This is a genomic window from Vibrio sp. Y176 (genome assembly GCF_033438945.1).
Genome location: NZ_JAWOQS010000001.1, coordinates 430,418 through 451,155, shown reverse-complemented (window position 1 = coordinate 451,155; position 20,738 = coordinate 430,418). Strand labels below are relative to the sequence as shown.

12 protein-coding genes are annotated in these 20,738 nt (G+C 44.4%); 2 read left to right on the top strand and 10 right to left on the bottom strand.

Annotated elements, in window-relative coordinates; translation table 11 throughout:
- Positions 1-29 precede the first annotated feature (29 nt).
- The 6 genes from R7O13_RS02000 to R7O13_RS01975 all read right to left on the bottom strand — a co-directional run bounded on the left by R7O13_RS02000 (position 30) and on the right by R7O13_RS01975 (position 6,514).
- Positions 30-974, bottom strand: coding sequence for a hypothetical protein (locus tag R7O13_RS02000; RefSeq protein WP_318302836.1), 945 nt, complete (start codon positions 972-974; stop codon positions 30-32).
- Positions 967-1,959, bottom strand: a complete 993-nt coding sequence (locus R7O13_RS01995; protein WP_318302834.1) for a DUF2169 domain-containing protein — start codon at positions 1,957-1,959, stop codon at positions 967-969. The genes R7O13_RS02000 and R7O13_RS01995 overlap by 8 nt, the downstream gene beginning before the upstream one ends.
- Entirely contained in the window at positions 1,940-3,265 is a 1,326-nt protein-coding gene (locus R7O13_RS01990; RefSeq protein ID WP_318302833.1) for a hypothetical protein, read from the bottom strand. The genes R7O13_RS01995 and R7O13_RS01990 overlap by 20 nt, the downstream gene beginning before the upstream one ends.
- Positions 3,266-3,359: 94 nt before the next feature.
- Positions 3,360-3,842 carry a hypothetical protein gene (locus R7O13_RS01985; RefSeq protein ID WP_017633762.1) on the bottom strand — a complete coding sequence of 161 codons (483 nt, stop codon included), beginning with the start codon at positions 3,840-3,842 and terminating at the stop codon, positions 3,360-3,362.
- A 2-nt stretch (positions 3,843-3,844) separates the two neighbouring features.
- Positions 3,845-5,923, bottom strand: a complete 2,079-nt coding sequence (gene tssI, locus R7O13_RS01980) for a type VI secretion system tip protein VgrG (protein ID WP_258680536.1) — start codon at positions 5,921-5,923, stop codon at positions 3,845-3,847.
- 72 nt (positions 5,924-5,995) lie between these two features.
- Positions 5,996-6,514 carry an Hcp family type VI secretion system effector gene (locus R7O13_RS01975; protein ID WP_005373415.1) on the bottom strand — a complete coding sequence of 173 codons (519 nt, stop codon included), beginning with the start codon at positions 6,512-6,514 and terminating at the stop codon, positions 5,996-5,998.
- 456 nt (positions 6,515-6,970) lie between these two features.
- On the opposite strand from R7O13_RS01975, the gene tssH reads away from it, so the two are divergent.
- Positions 6,971-9,649 (top strand): type VI secretion system ATPase TssH, encoded by a 2,679-nt coding sequence (tssH, locus tag R7O13_RS01970; protein WP_318303093.1) that lies wholly within the window; start codon positions 6,971-6,973, stop codon positions 9,647-9,649.
- Positions 9,636-11,267 carry a sigma-54-dependent Fis family transcriptional regulator gene (locus R7O13_RS01965; RefSeq protein WP_005373418.1) on the top strand — a complete coding sequence of 544 codons (1,632 nt, stop codon included), beginning with the start codon at positions 9,636-9,638 and terminating at the stop codon, positions 11,265-11,267. The genes tssH and R7O13_RS01965 overlap by 14 nt, the downstream gene beginning before the upstream one ends.
- 79 nt (positions 11,268-11,346) lie before the next feature.
- On the opposite strand, the gene R7O13_RS01960 is transcribed toward R7O13_RS01965, so the two are convergent.
- The 4 genes from R7O13_RS01960 to R7O13_RS01945 form a co-directional block, all read right to left on the bottom strand.
- Positions 11,347-16,092, bottom strand: a complete 4,746-nt coding sequence (locus tag R7O13_RS01960; RefSeq protein WP_213906992.1) for an OmpA family protein — start codon at positions 16,090-16,092, stop codon at positions 11,347-11,349.
- A complete protein-coding gene (locus R7O13_RS01955) occupies positions 16,089-17,216 on the bottom strand; it encodes a hypothetical protein (protein WP_005373423.1) in 1,128 nt (375 codons plus the stop codon). The genes R7O13_RS01960 and R7O13_RS01955 overlap by 4 nt, the downstream gene beginning before the upstream one ends.
- Before the next feature lie 72 nt (positions 17,217-17,288).
- Complete coding sequence (locus R7O13_RS01950; protein WP_005373425.1) at positions 17,289-19,040, bottom strand: hypothetical protein; 1,752 nt, start codon at positions 19,038-19,040, stop codon at positions 17,289-17,291.
- 767 nt (positions 19,041-19,807) lie between these two features.
- Positions 19,808-20,738: hypothetical protein (locus R7O13_RS01945; protein WP_318302826.1), on the bottom strand; the 931-nt coding region annotated here is incomplete at its 5' end.

The window sequence follows — 20,738 nt, the reverse complement described above, 5'->3', positions numbered from 1 at the left end:
TTCATTGCCATTTGATCGATGAGTGCCCACTAACATTGCAGTAATTGGAGAACTCCTTTGTCACCATGAAAGTCGAACATTAACAACGTAGTTGGTTGCTTAAAGTGGTGCTCTCTGACCGCAAAGGCAATTAAAGCGAGAGAAGAACAACTGCCCATTGTGCCCCACAACTCATTGATAAGCTGCGGTTGTTCTGGGTTCGTGAATCGTTCTGCTTTAGCCCCCAGAGCAAAGCCGTAATCTTCCGAATGCATGCGCAGGTTCGTCATATCGGAATACACTTCACCAAATAAATCGAGCTTTTTACTCGCACGTTGAATAAGTCGAAACATGCCTCTTCGGTCTGAAGTGTTTAATTCCGTATCAATGTAGCCAAGCTGCGCTTGAGGCTTAAGTTTCAATGTTTCTACGGTATTTCTTCGACAAAGAATTAAACCCGCCCCACCCTCACTCGGAATAACGCCCCATGGATTATTGGTACTCATTACCATCGCATCGTCGATGAGTGTTTGCATCGAACTCACCAAGGAATCGACACTGATACACATCATAGCATCATATTTATCCAATGATTTCATGGCCTGGAGAACGAAACTGGGCCCACTGGCATGAACAGCATTCACCACAGAGAGAAATTCAGCATAGTTACTTTCACCAAGCCATTCTTGCACCTTTACTAGTGAAACAGACACAGGCACCGCTATAAGCAAAGGTATTGGTCTCAATGAACGTGGTAACTGCGCTAACAATGAATCAAGCAAGTGGGTGATTAACTCACACGTTTTCTCAAACTGCTCACTTTCTTTGGTGTATTCGATTTTGGCGTAAGTAAAACGCTCGATACCATCATCCCCTATACATTGGTCAAATCTTCCTAAATCAGCATACGAAACTGCACTGGCAATATCTAAATTCATACCGGTTGGCGTCATCACTTCCATCCCTAGCACGTAACGGCCTGTTGAATTATGCATGCTCGCTTACCTCTTCCAGCTTAGTGATCGATGTCGACACCAACAAATGCTCCTTGCCCTGACAAGGAAACGCAGCGGTGTAACTGATTGATATAGTTTTCTTTTCCGTATCAACGAATAAGGTGTACATCGCCATATCAGCTTGATAACTTTGATCTTTGAACGTCGCGATCGCACGGTATTTTTCTTTAGGAATTCGAAATGAAAGCGTGTCATCATGACAAAAACCACTCATCATCAAACGCTCCCCCCCACGAAGAAAGCCTTTGCACTGCTGATCAATAGGCGCGCTTTGGAAGAACCGCTTATCAAAATCGAGTGGCAACATTGGCTTGCGATTCTCAATCCAATCGTCATCGAACGTGCCGGCCAGCTTCTGGCGCGACTCAAAGAACGGAGGCACTGGCCCGAACCCCGCAACGCGTAGTTTTTTCGCGGCGGCACTCCAGTCCTCTCGGGGATAAAAAATCGAGGGTACTTTCTGTTCAAGCAATTCTTTGTTGGAGTCGGCAACCCCACCACCTATTCGGTTACGTAAATCACCGCCTACCGCGCAAGTGTAATCAATGTCTTTTTCAATAAATGGGACTGGATTGCTCAGCGTGATACTGCCAGCATGCTCAACCCATACACGTTCCCCGTGAATAGCGAGAGTCTTATCGATATGACCATCAATCAGCACACGACACTCTTGGTATGTCACTGGCTTTTTCGCGTAGCTGCGCGCTTTGCCGTAAACAAGTACATCTGTATTGTCTTTGGTATACGCGAACTCGTGGTCAACTTTCATCGCAGAGAAGCCTTCTTCGCCCAAATATTGGGGATCATCGAAGATTTCACTTTCACCTAATTCGTGCCAAACCACACCATCGAATTGCCATGTGCGTTTGGCGACTACAACCCACACTTCATCGCCGTTTTCGTCACGTTGAAAACGACCTTTAAGTGATAGCTCAGGGTGCGTCTCAATATCCCATAACTGCATTGCTATTCCTTAAGTTGAATCGTTCGCTCGCAGAAGGTGCGGCCTTTAAATTGTTAAAGTTCCAGTCTTGTTGATGAATCGGCATTGCCATATCCCAAGGCACGTAGGCTCTGGATTGAATGCAGAGTTGACGCCATAGCCAATCGCGGAACAGCACATCAACGTTAGAATCTTGCATCGCAGCTAACGTAGACTCGAAGCTCGATGCGTAACCCAAGCGGCTTGGTAGATTTTGGATATATTTTTCATCTTCCACCCACTCATTGAGCAGATCGACGATCTCTTCCCATTCATACTCGACACCAACATCTTGCGGATTCAGAGGAAGAAGCTTTCCGTAGACGACATACAAGGCTTGAAGCCAAATTTCACCCTCAGCTTCACCTTCCTCCAGACTTTCCAAGTGCTCGATGATTTGGGGTACCAGTTTCCAATCACCACCCAGCGCAAAATCAACAGGTGCTAATGAAGAAGAGATATCAAACGCCTCAAACTCTTTTAACTCAAGTAACTTGGCATAAGTGAGCACTTGCGCTGATGGTAATCCATTTGGTTCGATGCCAAAGCACTGACGGAGCCAAGTGCCTCTGTCACGTTTGGTAATCAAACGTTCAAATAGATATTGTTCGCTGCCTGCATTGTCATTGAGCCAATCAATCCCCTCTTTCACGTCTTGTAAAGCGAGCAGTGGCAAAGCAACATGAGAGCTAATGATGCTGGCTTTGTGCCAGCGCTTGATGAGAGAAACACTTAATGTTTGACGTACACGTAAGCATTCAAAGTAAAACGCACTGGATGTCGCATTACCCTCAATAAGCTCCGAAAGCGTGCTATCCATAGATTCAACCGGAGATTGTACGGCAATGACCATTGCGGTTTTAGCGTCAATATCTTCGAGTAAACTCAAGCCGCACAAAAGGTTATCCAACGCTGAGCCCAACTCGCCTTGTAGCATCAGCCAGCTGTAGATTTCTGGCTCCTGGCCTCTTAACTGATGAATCAACCCCGGTGCTAACCGATAAAACGACAAGTACACCTGCTTCAGTTCTTCAATTTGGCGTTCAATCAGCTTGAGATACGCCAACTCACGACTTGGATAACCCCTTTTGTGAATTTGAACTCGCTGCCTGATTAAAAAACCGATACTTTCAGAAGCAATGGACAGCTTTTCATTACAGAAATCCAGCCATGTTACTGGCAATTGGGAAAGGTCGTTCACAGCGCGCTCAGCTTTTGCTAACGCGCCTTCGACTTCTTGATTGGTTATGGGTGCCTTTAGGTGCTCGACACCGATTCTTTGTCGCATCTAGTTATCCGTTATTAGCGTGCCATAACGCGATTGCAATTAGTTAATACAAAGTAATTAGCTAACTCGACGTAAATTAGCTAATGCTAGGTAATTAGTTAATTGCGATCGTTCCGCCTTGAATTTTTTGTGCTTTTTCTGCTTGAGAGGTGACGTACTTCGCTTTAGTGGTAATTCGTCCATCGCGCCCGCTATAGCGAGTTTCTGTCTCACCACTTTTGACTACCAACTCTTGTTCTGTCTCGATAACCATCTTCTTCGCTCGCAATACAAACTCGTCAGAGTCATCCAGAATGGAGAAGAAAATGTCCGTCACAAGAGGCAAGCTTAAGTCGTCGTTCAAAAATTCAACTCGACAACTTAATCGATTATCGATAGCCATTTGCAGCTCAGAACGACGAAAGCCACGTCCTAGTCTCGCAGTGAGTGGCTGCTTAAATGGGTTACCATCAAAATCAACTCGCACACTGCCCGTAGACTCATTGATAGCCACTATTCTTCCAAAACGCGAAAAGCAAGCCGTTGATTCGGCTTGCTGCTTTGATATTACTTCTGTTGTAAGAGGTTGTTTTTCCATTGTTAGTTAACCACTACGTTGCCACCTTTCACGACGACTTTGTCACTGCCTTCGATCGTAATAGCCGAGCCTGATAACTTTATTGAACCATCACTGTTCATCACTAAAGAGGAACCACCCGTTTTCAATACAATCTTGTCGCCACTGATAATTTGCGTTGCACCATCAGCTTTATAAGCGGTGTTCCCTTTCACTGATACCGTTAAGTTGCCACCAACCGTCTGGTTATCATCCGCACCAATATCTGAACTCTTAGACGCACCGATAGTAAGGTTACTGTTTTCGCCAATATCTAAGTCATCATTTTTACCGATCTTAGTCGTACGGTTATCACCAATTTCTAAGTCAGAATTGTTTTTCACATACTGGGCTTCGTTCGCGTTGTATGTAACGGTAACGTCTTGCTCGACTGTCTCGGTAAACGTACTGTTTACCTGTGTCGTTTTATGCCCATGAATGGTTTCTTTATGGTCACCATGAACTTCATTCGTTTGGTGACGTGCAACCTTCAAGAATTCATCTTGACCGATATCACGGTAACGGTTGTTGAGCACCTTGGTCGACATGTCTTTTTGAGCGTGAATATAGACTTCTTCTTGGTTCGCTTCGTCTTCAAAACTCAACTCGTTGTAACCTGTTCCTTTGTGCGTTTGCGTGCGGAACGTGGTACGAGTTTTGTTTTCTGGCAAAGAGTACGGTGGGAAATGCAAACCGTTGTAAACTGCGCCCGTAACTAACGGACGATCTGTGTCCCCCTCAAGGAAAGTTACTACGACTTCGTGGCCAATACGCGGCAAATAAACTGCGCCCCATGTTGGCGCCGCCATGGATTGGCTTACACGAATCCAACAGCTTGAATGCTCGTTGTTATCACCGTAGCGATCCCAATGGAACTGTACTTTCACTCGACCAAGCTTGTCGGTGTAAATCTCTTCACCTTCTGGTCCTACAACGACCGCCGTTTGAGGGCCATCCACTACTGGTGCCGCTAGTTTAGGCGCTTTAAACACCACATCACGTGGAATACACGAGAACTGGTTGTAGTAAGTGGTTGGCATACCACTCGCTTCATCTTCATGCACTTGCGGATCTTGACCTGTGTGCATTACAGACAACATGAGGTAATCGCGGTTAATCTCAGAACGCGGGTGGTCACTGACGTTAAAGCTGTAACCAGATGCTAAGCGCATTACGTCACTCGTTGCTTCCACTTGTTGATTATCGACTATGTGTTCCGACATCCACTCCGTGGTTCTCACCTGCCCCATCAGCGGGTCGACGTATCGTCCAGGATAATCAAACTGCTTGAGATCTTGGTCTAGCTCGCCAGCCTGTGTCATCTCTTGTGGAATTTTAGGGTGTTCGTAGTTGTAATCTGTATACGTAACCTGTCCCGTTCTAACGCGGTTAACTAACTCGAGATCAGAGATATGTTCGCGATCGGCAACACCGCCACCATCGGCATGATAAACAATCGGCCCAATGTAAGAAGCATTTAGTGGCGAGCTTATCAAAGGTGCAATCGCGTCATTACTGTCGACAATGACCATCGTATGATTTGAATCGCTATGGTCAAAGTAATACCACATACCGTGTTCAGCCATCATACGCTGCACGAAGTGCAAGTCAGACTCACGGTATTGCAGAACGTATTCTTTTGGAGGATAAGTACCCGACACTTCAAATCGGTAATCGGTGACTGCCCCATCATCGAGTACTTCTGTGATGATGTCTTGCGCTGACTTTTGCTGGAAAATACGACAATCTTGGCGCTGAGATAAGAACCAAGCTTGAGGAACCAAGACTAATTGATAACGAGAAAAACGACGTCCAGTCCCTAAGTAACGAACTTCATTCACCACGCCGTTGAACACGCGCGCAGCCCCAACACCTTGTCCGTAAAGTGTCAACGTTCCTGCTTTACGTATTAACTCATCGAACGAGATATCTGGATCAAGTGAAAGTAATGAGAGATTGATGTGGAAAGGCTTAGATAACTCTTCATGAACATGAAAGCTCTCAACCCGAAATTCATGCCCACATCCAGGCACTTCAAATTTAAATTCTACGTCATTCACCATATCTTTTACCTGATACAAATAATCGAATTAGGGCCAACAATCGTTGGCCCTGAATCTTTACGCGACGAGCAATTAAGCTTCGCGTGGAGCACGCCAGTCGTCGTTACCCGCAGTACCACAGTTTTCGTGAGTTACTTCGATCGCACGGTAAGTGAACTTAAGCACTTCTTCTGTCACGCGGTCAGCTGTTGCTGCGTCTTGACAGTGGTTCATACGAGTTTGGATATCGACAAGTAGCGCATCAATCAATTTGATTGAGTAGTAGTGCTCTTGTTTACCTTGAACTGAAGTGCGGTAGAAGCGGATCACACACTCAGGAAGTTTTTCGCCAGATACTAGTGCGTTGAATAGTAGTGGAGATGAGCGATCTTGAACTTTAGTTACAACAAGTGGACGGTGTACACGTTGACCAGTTGGCTGACCACTTTGTGGATCACGTGGAACTGTTAGCACGTGATCAAGTTCTTGTACTAGGAACTCATCAACGTGAGCTTCTTGCCATGTGTTACCTACTGAATCTGCAGAGTAAGTATCTTTAGTAATATGGCCTTGAGTCTCACCTTGGATAGACATATATGCTGGAGTTGGCATCGCTATTTCCTTTTCTAAAATCTGTTTTGTTTAAATCACCAAATCGCTTATCACCGCGACTAGTTGGTATAATCAAAGTCCGTGCCAACTTTAAAAATCAAACAAAAACAACAACTTAAGTAACTCCAGGCATTGTTCACTAATATATTGAGTACAATTTATTGGATAAAAAACCAAAAAGTTGGATTAAGATAATAATAAATTGTTCTAACTTTAAAAAGTGAAAATAACCATATAAAACCGTGTAAATAAAGTCATTAAAACTAATAAATCCGACACTTTTACTATCAATTAATTTAGAATAACAACGCCATTAAAATAACCACAAACATTAATGTCACAATAATCATTAAAAATAACCAACAAACGATAGTCAAAATATCTTGATAAAAAAAGAACGCAATTACTTTTAGTATAATAGCCGCTACCTCTTTTCCTCTAAAGAATAAAATGGCTATGATAAATATAAACCTTTCTTCATTAATTCAGCGTCTACACCCGATTGCAAAAGTAGCATTAGAAGACGCCGCTGCACTTGCAGTCTCTGAAAAAGCAAACGAAGTTCAAATTGAGCATTATTTACTGAGTCTATTAGAAAGGCCAAATAGTGATTATGACGTCTTATTGAGTCATTTTGATTGTTCTGAGAACTTATTAAGACAATCGGTTCGATCCACACTCGACACCAACGCCAAAGGAAATGGCAGCAAACCTGTTTTTTCTGCTTTATTAATCGAATGGTTGCAAGAAAGTTGGCTGGTTTCTTCTTTAGATCTATCCGAAACACAAATCCGCTCTGGTGCCCTGCTCCTTACTCTTGTTAGCAACCCTCTCCGTTACGGCCAACATGGTTACGCCTCTATCCTTGAAGCGGTAAACCCTGACAGCCTTAAGCGTAACTTTGCAGAGCTAACAAGCCACTCTATTGAGGCGCAAGTTGCTACTTCAGAAAAAACACAAGCTCGTGAAGATGGTTCAGCACTGAGCAAGTTCACAACCGACTTCACTGGTAAAGCACGCAAAGGCGAAATCGACCCTGTTTTCTGCCGCGACCAAGAAATCCGCCAAATCGTGGACATTCTTGCTCGTCGCCGTAAAAACAACCCTATTGCTGTTGGTGAACCGGGCGTTGGTAAAACCGCAGTAGTAGAAGGCTTGGCACTTAAGATTGTACAAGGTGACGTACCAGACAACCTCAAAGGTGTTGAGCTTTACGGCCTGGACATGGGTCTTCTGCAAGCTGGTGCAAGCGTAAAAGGCGAATTCGAAAAACGTCTAAACGCAGTATTGGATGAAGTGAAAAACTCGCCAACCCCTATCATTCTTTTCATCGATGAAGCACACACCCTTGTTGGCGGTGGTAACCAAGCGGGCGGCAGCGACGCGGCAAACTTGCTAAAACCAGCCCTAGCGCGTGGTGAAGTGAAAACCATCGCTGCGACAACATGGTCGGAATACAAGAAGTACTTCGAGAAAGATCCTGCTCTTGCGCGTCGTTTCCAATTGGTGAAACTCGACGAACCGTCTCCTGAGCAAGCAGCATTGATCATTCGTGGTCTGCGCCCAGCATACGAGAAGTCACATAACGTTTACGTGCGTGACGATGCTATCACTGCTGCGGCAGCACTTTCTGCTCGTTACATCTCTGGTCGTCAACTGCCAGACAAAGCGATCGATGTACTAGATACGGCGTGTGCACGAGTGAACATCAGCCTTAATGCCATTCCTGCTTCTGTTGAGACTCTGCAACAAGAACTTGCAGCTCAACAGCGCGAGCTTGAAGCACTTGAGCGTGATGCTCTGCAGCAAACTGGCGACAAGCACAGCCTTGCTAACATTCCAGACCTAAAACTGGCAATGGAAACAACGAAAGAAGAGCTAGCAGAACAAGAAGCGCAATGGCACAAAGAAAAAGAGCAGATCCAAGAGATGATTGCTCTACGCTCTCGCTTACATGAACTGGTCTTTGGCGAAACAAATGAAGAAGAGCTTGTTGCAGACGAAGATTCAGAACAAGAGCAAGACGTCTCTCCATATGCAGAAATGGATGAAGAAGCCGTTCGCATTGCCATTTCGGCCTGCCAAGAGCAGCTAGATGTAATCCGCAATGGCAACCCACTGGTTCACTTTGAAGTGGGCCCAGATGAAGTTAGCCACGTCATCTCGGACTGGACTGGCATTCCTATGGGTAAGATGCTTCAAGACGAAGCAGAAACCACGCTAAAACTGAAAGAAAGCCTAACACAAAGCATCAAAGGCCAAGAATACGCTATCGATGCACTGTCTGAAGGCATTCAAACTGCGAAAGCAGGCTTAGGCAACCCAGACGCACCAACAGGCGTATTCCTGCTGGTTGGCCCAAGTGGCGTGGGTAAAACCGAAACGGCTCGTGCGATCGCTGATCAAATGTTTGGTGGTGAGCGCTTTATGACGACCATTAACATGTCTGAGTTCCAAGAGAAGCACACGGTATCTCGCCTAATCGGTTCACCTCCAGGTTACGTAGGTTACGGTGAAGGCGGCATGCTGACAGAAGCGGTACGTCAGCGTCCATATTCTGTTGTACTTCTTGATGAAGTAGAAAAAGCCGACCCAGAAGTGTTGAACTTGTTCTACCAAGTTTTCGACAAAGGTACGCTGAACGACGGCGAAGGCCGCACCATCGACTTCAAGAACACGCTGATCATCATGACCAGTAACCTTGCAACGCACGAGATCGAATCTTTGGTTCATCAATCAAAAGACATCGATGCAAACATCATCGCAGAAGCTATCCGCCCTACTTTAAACCAACACTTCAAACCGGCGCTGTTGGCACGTATGTCGGTACTGCCATTTGTTCCGCTGTCTGATGAAGCAATGACAGAAATTATTCACCACAAGTTGAACAAAGTTTCTCAGCGTCTACAGAGCCATCACAAGCTGTCTCTGAGCTACGAAGACAGCTTGGTTGAGTTCGTACTAGGTAACTGTCGCCTTGCTGAAACGGGCGCGCGTAACATCGACGCGGTTATCAACCGTCAGTTACTGCCTCAGCTCTCGACTCAGCTACTAGTGCATGACAAGGATGATTCACATACGCAAATCACAGTTTCTGTCGATGAGCAAGGAACACTAACCTATGCGTTCAGCTAACCATAGCGAACTTAGTAACGCCCTACTTGCGATCAGTCAGTCTTTGGCTGATCGCAGCCAGCTTACCCAAACCTTGGATGCTGTGTTGACCGCTGCGAGACAAATGACCCTCGCAAAGCACGGCATCATTTATGTTTTGGACCAGACTGGCCAGGCGTTGATTCCAAGTACCGCTCACCATAACGATAAAACGATTGTTTCCCACCCTTGGGAGGCACTGCAGATTGATTCCGCTAGTGAGAACGATCCATTTAACTTTGCCATTCGCAATGGTGAAGTGGTATTGATTAACGAGTTGTATAAGTACAACGGTTATGACTGTGACAGCATCTATCAAACTGAGCAGACGCTAGGGCTAAAAAGCGAGAACTTGCTGGCGTGGCCTTTGATTGATAGCGAAAGTAAGACCATTGGACTCTTGGTCTTGCTCGATTTAAGTGTTATCGACAATGAAGCTGCATTGACTGAGTTTTGTCGTATGGCCGCGAGTAATATTCGCCAAGCTGTGTGGTTAGAGCAATACGGGCAAGTGATTAAAAATCTCAATGCAGACAATCAAGCCCTAGTGCGCGAGAATACTCAGCTCAAAAAACGTACTCAGAAAGCCTATCAAGGTCCTATTGCAGAGAGCGAAGAAATGCTCAATGTCTTGAATCGTCTTGACAAGGTGTTATCTCTCCCTGTCGACGTTCTATTGCGTGGTGAAACAGGCGCCGGTAAAGAGGTGATCGCGAAATACATTCACGAAAACTCTAATCGTTCAGAACAACCTTTGATCGTACAGAACTGTGCCGCAATCCCAGAGCAGTTATTAGAGTCAGAACTCTTTGGCCATAAGAAAGGCTCATTCACTGGCGCGGACAAAGACAAAGTCGGTTTGTTTGAAGCAGCCAACGGCGGCACGCTTTTCCTAGATGAAATTGGCGATATGCCAATGCTACTGCAAGCAAAATTGCTGCGTGTGCTACAGGAACGTAAAGTTCGCCCAATCGGCACTAGCAAAGAGATTGAAGTGGACGTTCGCGTTATCGCCGCAACCCACTGTAATCTTATGCAGCAAATCAAAGATGGCGGATTCCGTGCCGATTTGTTCTATCGTTTGAATGTGTTCCCTATTACATTACCACCATTGAGAGCACGCAAGTCGGATATTATTCCCCTTGCCGAACATTTCGTGCAACACACAACCAACACGCTAGGTCTGCCGCAAGCGCCAGGGTTAAGTGCCAACGTACGTAAACAGCTCCTTGCCTACCAATACCCAGGGAACGTGCGTGAGCTTAAGAACATCATTGAGCGCTCGGTGCTACTGTCCGATTTTGAAACCATTACTCACATTGAGTTTGGCGAACAAATCCCAGAAGATGTGCCAAATATCGACATGAAAGCAGTCTCACCTACCCCAGACCAACCTGCTTACGAGCGTCAGGTACAAGCGGATTTAGAAGACGCTTCAAAGAGTCTTAAGGACGTTGTCAGCCAATACGAGCGTACAGTGATCATCGATTGCTTAAATGCGTGTAATTGGCACACCAAGAAGGCCGCTGAACAATTGGCACTTCCAATGAGCACTCTCAACCATAAGATGAAGAAATACGACATTTCTGCAGCGGGTTGATGGGGCTTAAAAAGAAAATTCTAAATTCAGCATGAAGTCATAAGAAAAGAAAAACCGCCCGAAGGCGGTTTTTTTGCATCTAGGAAGGGTTATCAAGTGACTTTTCCAAGGGCTTGGGTGCTTGAGTTACCGCAGGTTGTTTCTCAATCCAATCTTTCAACCATTTCTTGCGTTGAGATTCGTTATACTGCTTCCAAGTTTCAGCCGCAGACTTGTCTACGCCTTCCTCTGTCGACTCTTTCTCAATTAACCAAGGCATATCACTAAAGAAATTACCAGCCAAAGCACTATCCGCATTTAAAGAAGGAATAGAAATTACAGCATCACGACCAATATCATAGTCATCAGCTCCATTTAATCCGACTTGTTTTAGATGAGCAACCGAAAGCTCCAAGTTCGCTTTACCACCAATTACACCACCAAACGGTCTTAGACCTTTTAACCTAACTCCCGTTGGTGCAACATATTCCAAGTTAAACCTCATGCAGTACATCGTATAGTTTTTGCTCTTAGATAGTTCATTCTCTTTAGTGAGACTACCTACAGCTTCACCTATAAACTCACTCATGGCATCAACTTGTTCTCGATGGTTTTCTGAAATAGATTCAGTAAACATCCATTCTTCGTTTTTATAGGCAAACTCACCAATATGATACATATCGGTGAAGTAAAGAGGACCTTTAACTGGCTTGCCATCATTTCCGTCGAGCGCCAGTTGAATACACATATTCACTGCTTCCCACGGCATACCCAAACGTTCATAAAGTGCTTTTTCATGACTCTCACCCAAAATCAGTACATAAATACTGGCAGGATCGTCTTTCTTTTTGTTTCCCCATGAGAAACCATCACGCCAGATATTATCAGCCGATTGGTACCACTTTCTTTCACTGAAAAAGTTCAAACCAGACGCTTTGGTGTCTATAGCCACCAATTGCTGTTTAATGCCATGAAGTATAGGGATGGTATTTTTGTCTCCCTCACCGGCCATTAAGGTAAAGCTCTCTACCATAAGGTCCTGTTCACGTAGACGCAGTTGCTGCTCTCCCAAGTAGGTATCAAGCAAAACCAGTCTAGTTTCTGTACTTAAAGCGCCAATTTGCAACTCATCTTCAGCATCATCAAACTTCTGCCCCAGACTGTACTCTTGTGGTAAATAAAAACTATGTTGCCCTTGATTTGTTCTAATTCCCAAGCAGTAACGCATATTTTGGAAGCCTCCGCCTTTTACATAGCGCTTAAAGGAATCCGCTTCTGCAAAATAGTCGCTTGGCTGACCCGATATCGCTGCTCCGGAAACGGCCATACTGAACATTGCATCAGAGAACATTAGCTTTGCTTTAGAGGTCATTGGTTTCATACCGTCGATCATCACATCACCGAAGCGGAATGAGGGAATATGCTCAATAGCAATCAACGTAGCGCCGTCATCAATCCCCTGTTGCTTGTAAAAAGCACTTATTCGCCCATCAGGATCAGTTTTGAAGTCACTAACCTTCATTGGCAGCATCCAGTCACTGAAAGCTGGGCCTTTAATATTTTCGAGCCCGTCAACGCGATCGTAGCCAATCGTAACTGGCTTCGCATACTTGTGTTCTTTTTTAAGTATCAACTGCACTTTCACTTTATCGTATGGACCTAGGCGACTGTTGCTAGATTGCTGAATCCAACTATCATATGACATCCATTCTGGTTCATCACTTTCAGTATAACGAGCTGACTGAACAAGTATTCGACAATAACCGATTTCATCTTTCTTTAACTCACTTCCCTGCGGGTTAAATGACTCGGTAAAGTTATCAAACATCGTTTCATTTGGGTGTTCAAACAACATGGTTTGTATCGGGAAGATTTGATTAAATGCACCTGACGCTTTAAAGCTATCCCTGTTTTCGGTTATAGAGAGATGAGAAACTTTGCTATTAGTTGTTATTGGAGCAGGCCAATGCTGCGCACCTTGTGGCATCTTTGTCGATAATTCGGTGTAGTACTCGTTATCACAACGGTTCTTCCAGTTAGCCGCTAAGGTGTTTCCTTTGATCGTATGTACAGACCAATCATCGCTCAAAATGTAGTTCTCAATGTATTCCTTCACCTTGTAACGCTCAACCAAAAACCTAAACGAGATATTAGAATTCCGTTTGGTTTGAGATCCTAGGTCAGCGAGTAATAACACTAAGCCATTAATAGCAAGCGCTCGTAGTTGGTAGCGTTTTAACACCTCCTTACGAACTTCTTCGCTCTCAAGGTGAGTAATGAGTTCCTGATAAGACCTACATTCAATACCTACATCTACCTTACTGCGTCGCAAATCGTTAAGTAACTCGATATGTATTTTTGCCAGCCTTTCAAGCTCACTGACAACCTCATGGCTTTGCTTTAACTCTTCTAGGAAGGAGTCCAACATTAAACTATCAATCACTTTCACCGCAGATATTGCTGTCTTTGAACCCTCTATGGCAAGCATAAACCCTCTTGCCGCAGGAGCTATAGCAGGAATATAGGAAGCGACGTCAACGACACTGTCAAAAATCGCCATTCGCAGTGCGACTTCTGCTTTATCTTGCGCAACCATCTCAGCTTCTAGAGCAAGCCTAGAGCGTTCCATTGCATGCGAGCCATAGCGACTGGGGTGAAAGAATATGTTCAGGGATTGCAGGTAAATACGGATTACAACCCGACGGTTTTGTCTTAGATTAGGGTTGTTGCGGTCGACTTTTTCACCTTGTTTGGGAACATAGACAGGTTTACTTTCACCAAAAGCGGCTACCGAAACACGACCTTCAAAAACAGGGAACTCCTTCATGAGCAGCTTTTTCGCATATTCTGCGCGCTCTGCCGAGACCTGCATATTTGCTTTCTCGGTACCGACTTGGCAAGCATGCCCTTCTATCTCTACTCTAAGGTTTGGCTCATTCTCTAAAACGTTGGCAAGAGAAGCAGCAAGCTGTTTAAATATAGGTGCATGATCCTTTAACTCTTTTTCACGCGAGTTAAAGGCAAATTCTATTTTTATTCCTGCGCCTCTAGAGCTATTTACGAGAATGGCGTCAATCTGATTGCCAGATTGATCACGCGCATCTTTTAAAGCCTGTTCTAGTTTTTCTTCCTGGATATGGTTAGCTGTCTTCCAAACTGGAATTTGAGCAAGGTAGTCTTTTGTAACTTCTTCTGTTCCTTGCTCTGCTTTATCAACCTTTTTATTTTGATTAACCAGCTGTTTAGCTTTTTTATACAAACTAAGTGCTGTCAATCCCGTTCCGAAGCCATTAAAACCAACGGTTTTACCACCAGAAAGCCAAGCTTCCGCAACTCGCCCGGCAACCACACGTCGGTTACCCAGACGTGATTCTAAAGAAAGTGCAAGTGCGCTTGACCGAGCTTCATTGGTGTTAAAAACCTTATCGTGAAATAGCGCCTTCCAACCAACACCCGCGATAGTTGGAGTGTGGAGTTCCTGCAACTTATCAAGCGCTTCTTTCGTACTGTAAATACCGTAATACAATTCGCCCGCCGCTTTCATCGCAGGCGGCATCTCGGACTTAACTGCATCCCAATACAGTTTCGAGACGTTATTAAACACCGCTTGGCGGCCATCACGGTCTAAAGTGTCTTGCAAGCTACCGCTCAGCAGCCCTGCTCCTAGCTGAGCAGACACATCTCGGATATTCTTGAGTAACGCAATACTCCTTGAAGCTGGCGTATTGGCTGTTACACCTTGTACATTACCGTGAAGGTAATGTTTCATATTTCCAAAGTACTGAGGGTATTGATAAATCAAGGATTCCTCAAGGGAGATCATATCGCCACTGACAATGGCAAATTTCCCTAACGGAGTGCTTGAAGAAAAGGTAATCTGTTCACGTAGCTCGTAAGTATAGACTGTATCTAAGCCTTCAGAAAATTGCTGAATATGAGCGTCTTTAATGAACTGTGGAACACCATTTTTCATCTGGCTTGGAATAAATTCGACACGGATACTGTATAAGCCTTCTTTAAAATCAGCAGGATCAACGTGAAACATCGCGCATGGATATTGCTTAGCATTTTCTTCTGAAAGCTCATCTTCAGGTAATGCCGCTTGTACTGAAGAGCCTATCGTTTTGTATTCCCCACCTTCTTTGGTTGAGTCAAACTTTTGCAAAGTAACCGTCGCACTTTCATAGCCTTGATCAGAAAAAACCACCGCGCAACTCGCCACAACAGGTAAAACGAAGCCTTTTAGTGTCTCTCCCGATTCACTTACATCTTCATACCACTTATTATATTCTGCCTGTTCTTCGCTGAGCCCCCCGTTCGCAGCTGGTTCGTAAGGCTTAGCCAATTGTTCAATGCTGACCTCTGTCAAGGTGAGTTTTGCTTCGCTGTTTTCCAACTGGCTACTCAACTCTGCAACTTTTGTAGCTAACTCTTTGGGGTTTAACTCAGAAAGTGAAGCTATTAAAGGCAAGGGCGGAAAGCGGAAAGTGAAGGTCTGCTCACCCTCTTTGGGTAGATCCCTACCTAACGCATGAATTGTGTGCTCTGGTGTCAGGACCTCAAAAGCCCCATATTGATCGGGCTTTCCGTTACCCAGTGAACATAACTTAAATTTATGGTCGGTAGCCCAAAGCTTAGGGCTATCGCTATCAGTGACGTTAAGCATCGGCACTTTCGCTAAAGGGCGAATATTAGCGATTTGTTTTCTTACCAAGCTTTCCTCTGAATGCCAAGATGGGAATTCAGTTGTTTTAGTTTGAGAGTTAAATTCCCCCTCATAATAAACACCAAACAAATAGTAATTTGCACACAAAGGTATCGCGTTACTGGTATCATGAGTGCTCACAGTTCATCCCCTTTAACAAAATCACCATTGTTGGCAAAGGCGTTGTAAAGAGAAGAGTTACTGGCACTATGACCCGTCCCTATTTGCTCCCATTTTAAATAAGAACCAAATTCTTTATTTTCTTTTAGTTTACTGAGGATGGCCCGCGCCGCTCCATCCCGAGCATAATTCGCATCTTTACTCAAAATTTCAAAATAGCGCAGTTTACCTACCGCTCGCGGTACAATTTCTTCTTGTTGAAATAAATCCTGCTCGATATCAATTAGATAACGAAACTTCCTACTTTCACCCCAAGCGTACTTACCGTCTGGACTAATACTACGTTTGTTAAACTTATAATCACCCAGATTTTGTTCATCAGGATTAATTCCCGTGCTAAAGAGAAATTCGTCTTTTGCCTCATCATAAACTGCAACGCCAAAGTCGTTTAGTACGTATCTTTTTCCTTTTTGAATCACGGAATACTCATTAAACTCTGTGTCTACTTGCTGTTTGTCGCCTGTCGCTAAGGTGTACTTCCAGTCTTTAAACTTGTCTACGTAGTAAAGATAGCTGCTGTCTTCTGCCCATAGAAACTCTGGGTAGCCACGTGAACGACCTAGTTCAATATACTCACCCGTCTTAAGATCTTTAATTACTTTAAACATCCCTTCTGAGGCCGAATAGGCCAAAGCCAAGTAGCGATTATTTGGAGAGACACGCATTAGACGAACTTTGCCAACAAACTCATCTGCGACCAGACGCAAGTCCGTCCCATCCGTTTTGATACTCCACACTTTATCCCTTTGATCATAGTGGTCTTTCGCTTCATTTCGGGCGTTATCCCAACGAAACACTACACGTGGTAAATCATAAGAGCTTTCATTGGTGAGATCTTCACGTGGCCATTCTTTAGCTTTAAAAATAAAGTGTTTAGGTTTACCCGTCTCTTTGTCATAAATAACGTAATTGTTTTCTGTAATATAAACACGACCATCTTCCCACTGTTGAGCATTTTTTTCTGCGATTCGGTCTTGAACCGTCTGAGGTTTTGGCGCGTGTTGTTCTGGTTCCTTGGCTGATTCTTGATTACAACCAGATAAGACCGCTAAGGTAATCAAGCATAATGTATGACGTAGGTTCATCTTATATTCTCTTCGTTATCTTTCTCGATCGCGTTTAATAATGTGACAACGCAACCCGAATAAGTTGTTTTGTTAACTTGGCTGATCTTTTTTCTTATAAGCCAGTAAATCCGCAATGGGTGTTTGAGCAAAAATGACCGTTTTATTATCTCTTCCGTGATGACTATTGCCCTGATAACCACGGAGAAGATCCACTTCTTTAACCTCTGCAGGCCAACCAGTAAAACGAATCAACCTAGAACCATTCTCTTTTTTTATACATTGGCGCAAGCACACTCGCTGCGACCAATCACCATCGCTTTGCCTTAACTCAAAGTAATCATCTGACTCGTCCAGCGTCGTATAGCCCGGATATTCGAAAACTATCTCGACAGATTTAAGTAAATACACGACCGCTACATTTTTATTTAGCTGGCTTCGTAACATTGCGTATTTTTCAGGTTTTGAGGTCGCAGCACTTGGTAATACTGAGAGCAGACGAACAGAACCGTCTCCAATTTTAAAGCTTTTCTCACTGCTATAATGGTTAAGATCAGTGACTTTTATGGCCTTGGTTCCGGGATCACTTTCTAGTTGAGATAGTTCACTCTCGCTCAATCGTTTACTGTTATAAGCCAAATATACTTCTTGAGGCTCACCTTTAATCTTGTAAGGAAGCCATATATGCGGGAGAGGGTAACCTTGCGCGCTCCGCTCCACTGGGCTAGAAGCATTAATAGGGCTCAAATTTGTTTCAATCTTTTCTTTGATTTGTGGCTCATAGCCTGTCATGACTATCTCAACTTCTTCCTCAACTAAGTTGAACACTCGAGCCTCTCCAGAGCCATTCAAAGAGCCTTCACTTACCACCTTGCCGTTCTGCACGATTTGGAAAGGCTCATAAGCGAAAACACCGCCTGTTTCAGGATTGGTCATATAGATATCGGCGTGCCTTTTGGGTCTAGAGCCTTCACGAACACTATTAATGTCCGTATCTGAAAAGTAACCATTTTCCGTAATTGCCACTTCGCGCCAAATTTTATTGTTCCAAACAACATACACGTAGCCTGATTTAAACACTTCTGCAGCTTCATCTGATTTATCGCTACCAGGGAAGTGCAGCGGAACCACAGGCACCAACACGTTATCCCACTCATCCATTTGAGTTTCTTTATCAACGGGTTGCAGGTCTTCGGCGAGTTTAAGCAAAATTGGCTGAGGCTGGTCAGTGCAAGGGATTTTGATATAGAGCGTTTTGCCCTCAGCTTCGAGATCTTTAAATATCGCGAGGCTGCGGTGTTTGTTTTCTGTATCAGCCTTGCCTACAGTCACTTTTTCTTTTTGAGCTTCGGTTTTTCCCAACATCAAACATGCCGCGTTGCTAGACCACTGCCCTGCAAACTCGACAACGATTTTTTGATCTGGGCTTGGCTCAGAGGGGACATGCGTGTAACTACGAACTAAAGCAACATCGTCGGTAACCTGCTTGTATCCTGCTTTAAAAGCTTTGCTTTCATTCGAAGCAGATACAGAGTCAACGAGTGATTTAAGTCTAGGGAAGCTTTGCAGCTGAGAGTCCGTCAATGGCGAACGACGAGCAACGGTAGATAATGACACCCAATTGCCTTTCCCCAATTCGATTCTTATCGCAGCTAGCAATGCGCTGGTCGTGTTTTTGGCAGAGATGGAAATCTTTTGCGCCAATTCTTTAGGGAGGTTTCTAAGGATGTCATCTGAATTTCGCAAACGCGAAAGCTGTCCTATACACTCGTCCGGTGTAAGAACATAAGATAGCTCGTTGGAGGATAGCTTCGAGCTAGGTATAAATTTGCAAACTAAATGCATTTGAATTCTCCACAACCAACATCGTAAATATGGCTGCGGTGACAATTAAGCTGATAAGGCTTACAAGTACGATTTGGTCTGCGTATCCTACTTACTTAGCCATTTATTTTCAACGAGATAGAAAAATCGCCCGAAATCAAAAACACCAAAAAAATGGCGACTTTTACTATTAAAACATGCGATTTAACCACAATAAAAGCCAGTAACATCACCCACTCTGTCAAAATGGTAAAATCTTACTATCTAAAAAAATTTAATTTATGGACTGAAGTTAACAAAAATTGTAGTCACGTGCGCTTCAGGTAAGCACGAGGAAATTCAGAAGTTTATGAGGTGCCCTCCTCAGCAACAAACAACAAATTGACTGTTACTGAGGAAGTTTAAATAAAAAGGTGAGCGCATTACGCACTCACAAAAGTAACTGCTCTGAAGCTTGCTAGGATTAAATTTGCTTCATCGCGAGTTAAAGAGGCGAGGTATTACCCATCGACCTCATGCAGAACACTATACTCAGAGTATAGAAACGAGCGTAAATATATAATATTTAAAAAAATTTTCAACGCGACACATTCACCACAGCACCTGCCGAGCGACCATCACAATCACTTCATACACACCTAAAAGCAACATTGGCCTAGTTATTATAGTTATTCAGCCTTGTATTAAGACGATTCATTAATTCGAGTAACTTATCAATAAAGGCAATTATTTTGATAAATATCACAAAAAATCCCAAAGAAATAAAGCGAGCTAAACGCTCGCTTTATTTATGCCGCATTTTTTAAAGTTTTGTTCTCACTAAAATATCGGTTGTAAACAGCACCTAAGGAGGCTGTACTTGCGAAACGATCATAGTTAAATGTTGCTTGAGCCTCTTCGGCAGAGGCGGAAAGCTTATTGGTACCATTTACATAAATCGTCACTACCCCCTCCTTCAGTCCTGAAAGATCTAAATCAGTTGTCCATGAGTCTGAAAGCACGGTAGCCATGCCTGTGGCTTCTGTACCATCAGCGTCGACTGCTTTAATATCTATGAACTCACCATCTTCAAACCGTTCACTGCTACCACTTACTGTCACGCTTTCCACTCCAGTAACATCGTTGATAACGTCTAGGTGTATTGTCGGTGTAATTGGCATGGAGTAAGCCGTGTTCTGGCCACCGGTATTTCCTGATAAGTCTTGGTAGTCACGAACAAGCAACGCCACATTGAGCTCTGACGTGCTTGGTACCACCACATCACCAGTCCAAACACTTGGGTCCGCGGTTGCCACTAATGAAGTGATCGTCGTACCACCTAACTCTGCTGCGGCGGATTGCAGATCTTTATCGAATTCCAGCGTCACCGTCACGCTTTGGCCGATGGCTTGGTGCTCAGGCGTAAACGTCGCGTTAGTCAGCGTTGGCAGAGACTGCGCGAGTGTAAAGCTCTGGCTTTCACTCACTTCAATGCCGGCTGAGTTCGTCCCTGTCACAATCACGGTATAAGTGCCGTTGGTTTGGTGACTCATGTCCATTGTGTCACTGGTCCAAGTGCCACCGGCTTGTACCGTTGCGCTGCTGCTTTTCAATACCGTCGCGCCGCCTTGGGCTTTCACTTCAAGACGCAGGGACTGACCATCAAAACGTGTCGACGTACCTTCAAATTGTAGCGTGGCGGCATGCGCTTCATCCACATTACCCACTGGCGTAATAGCT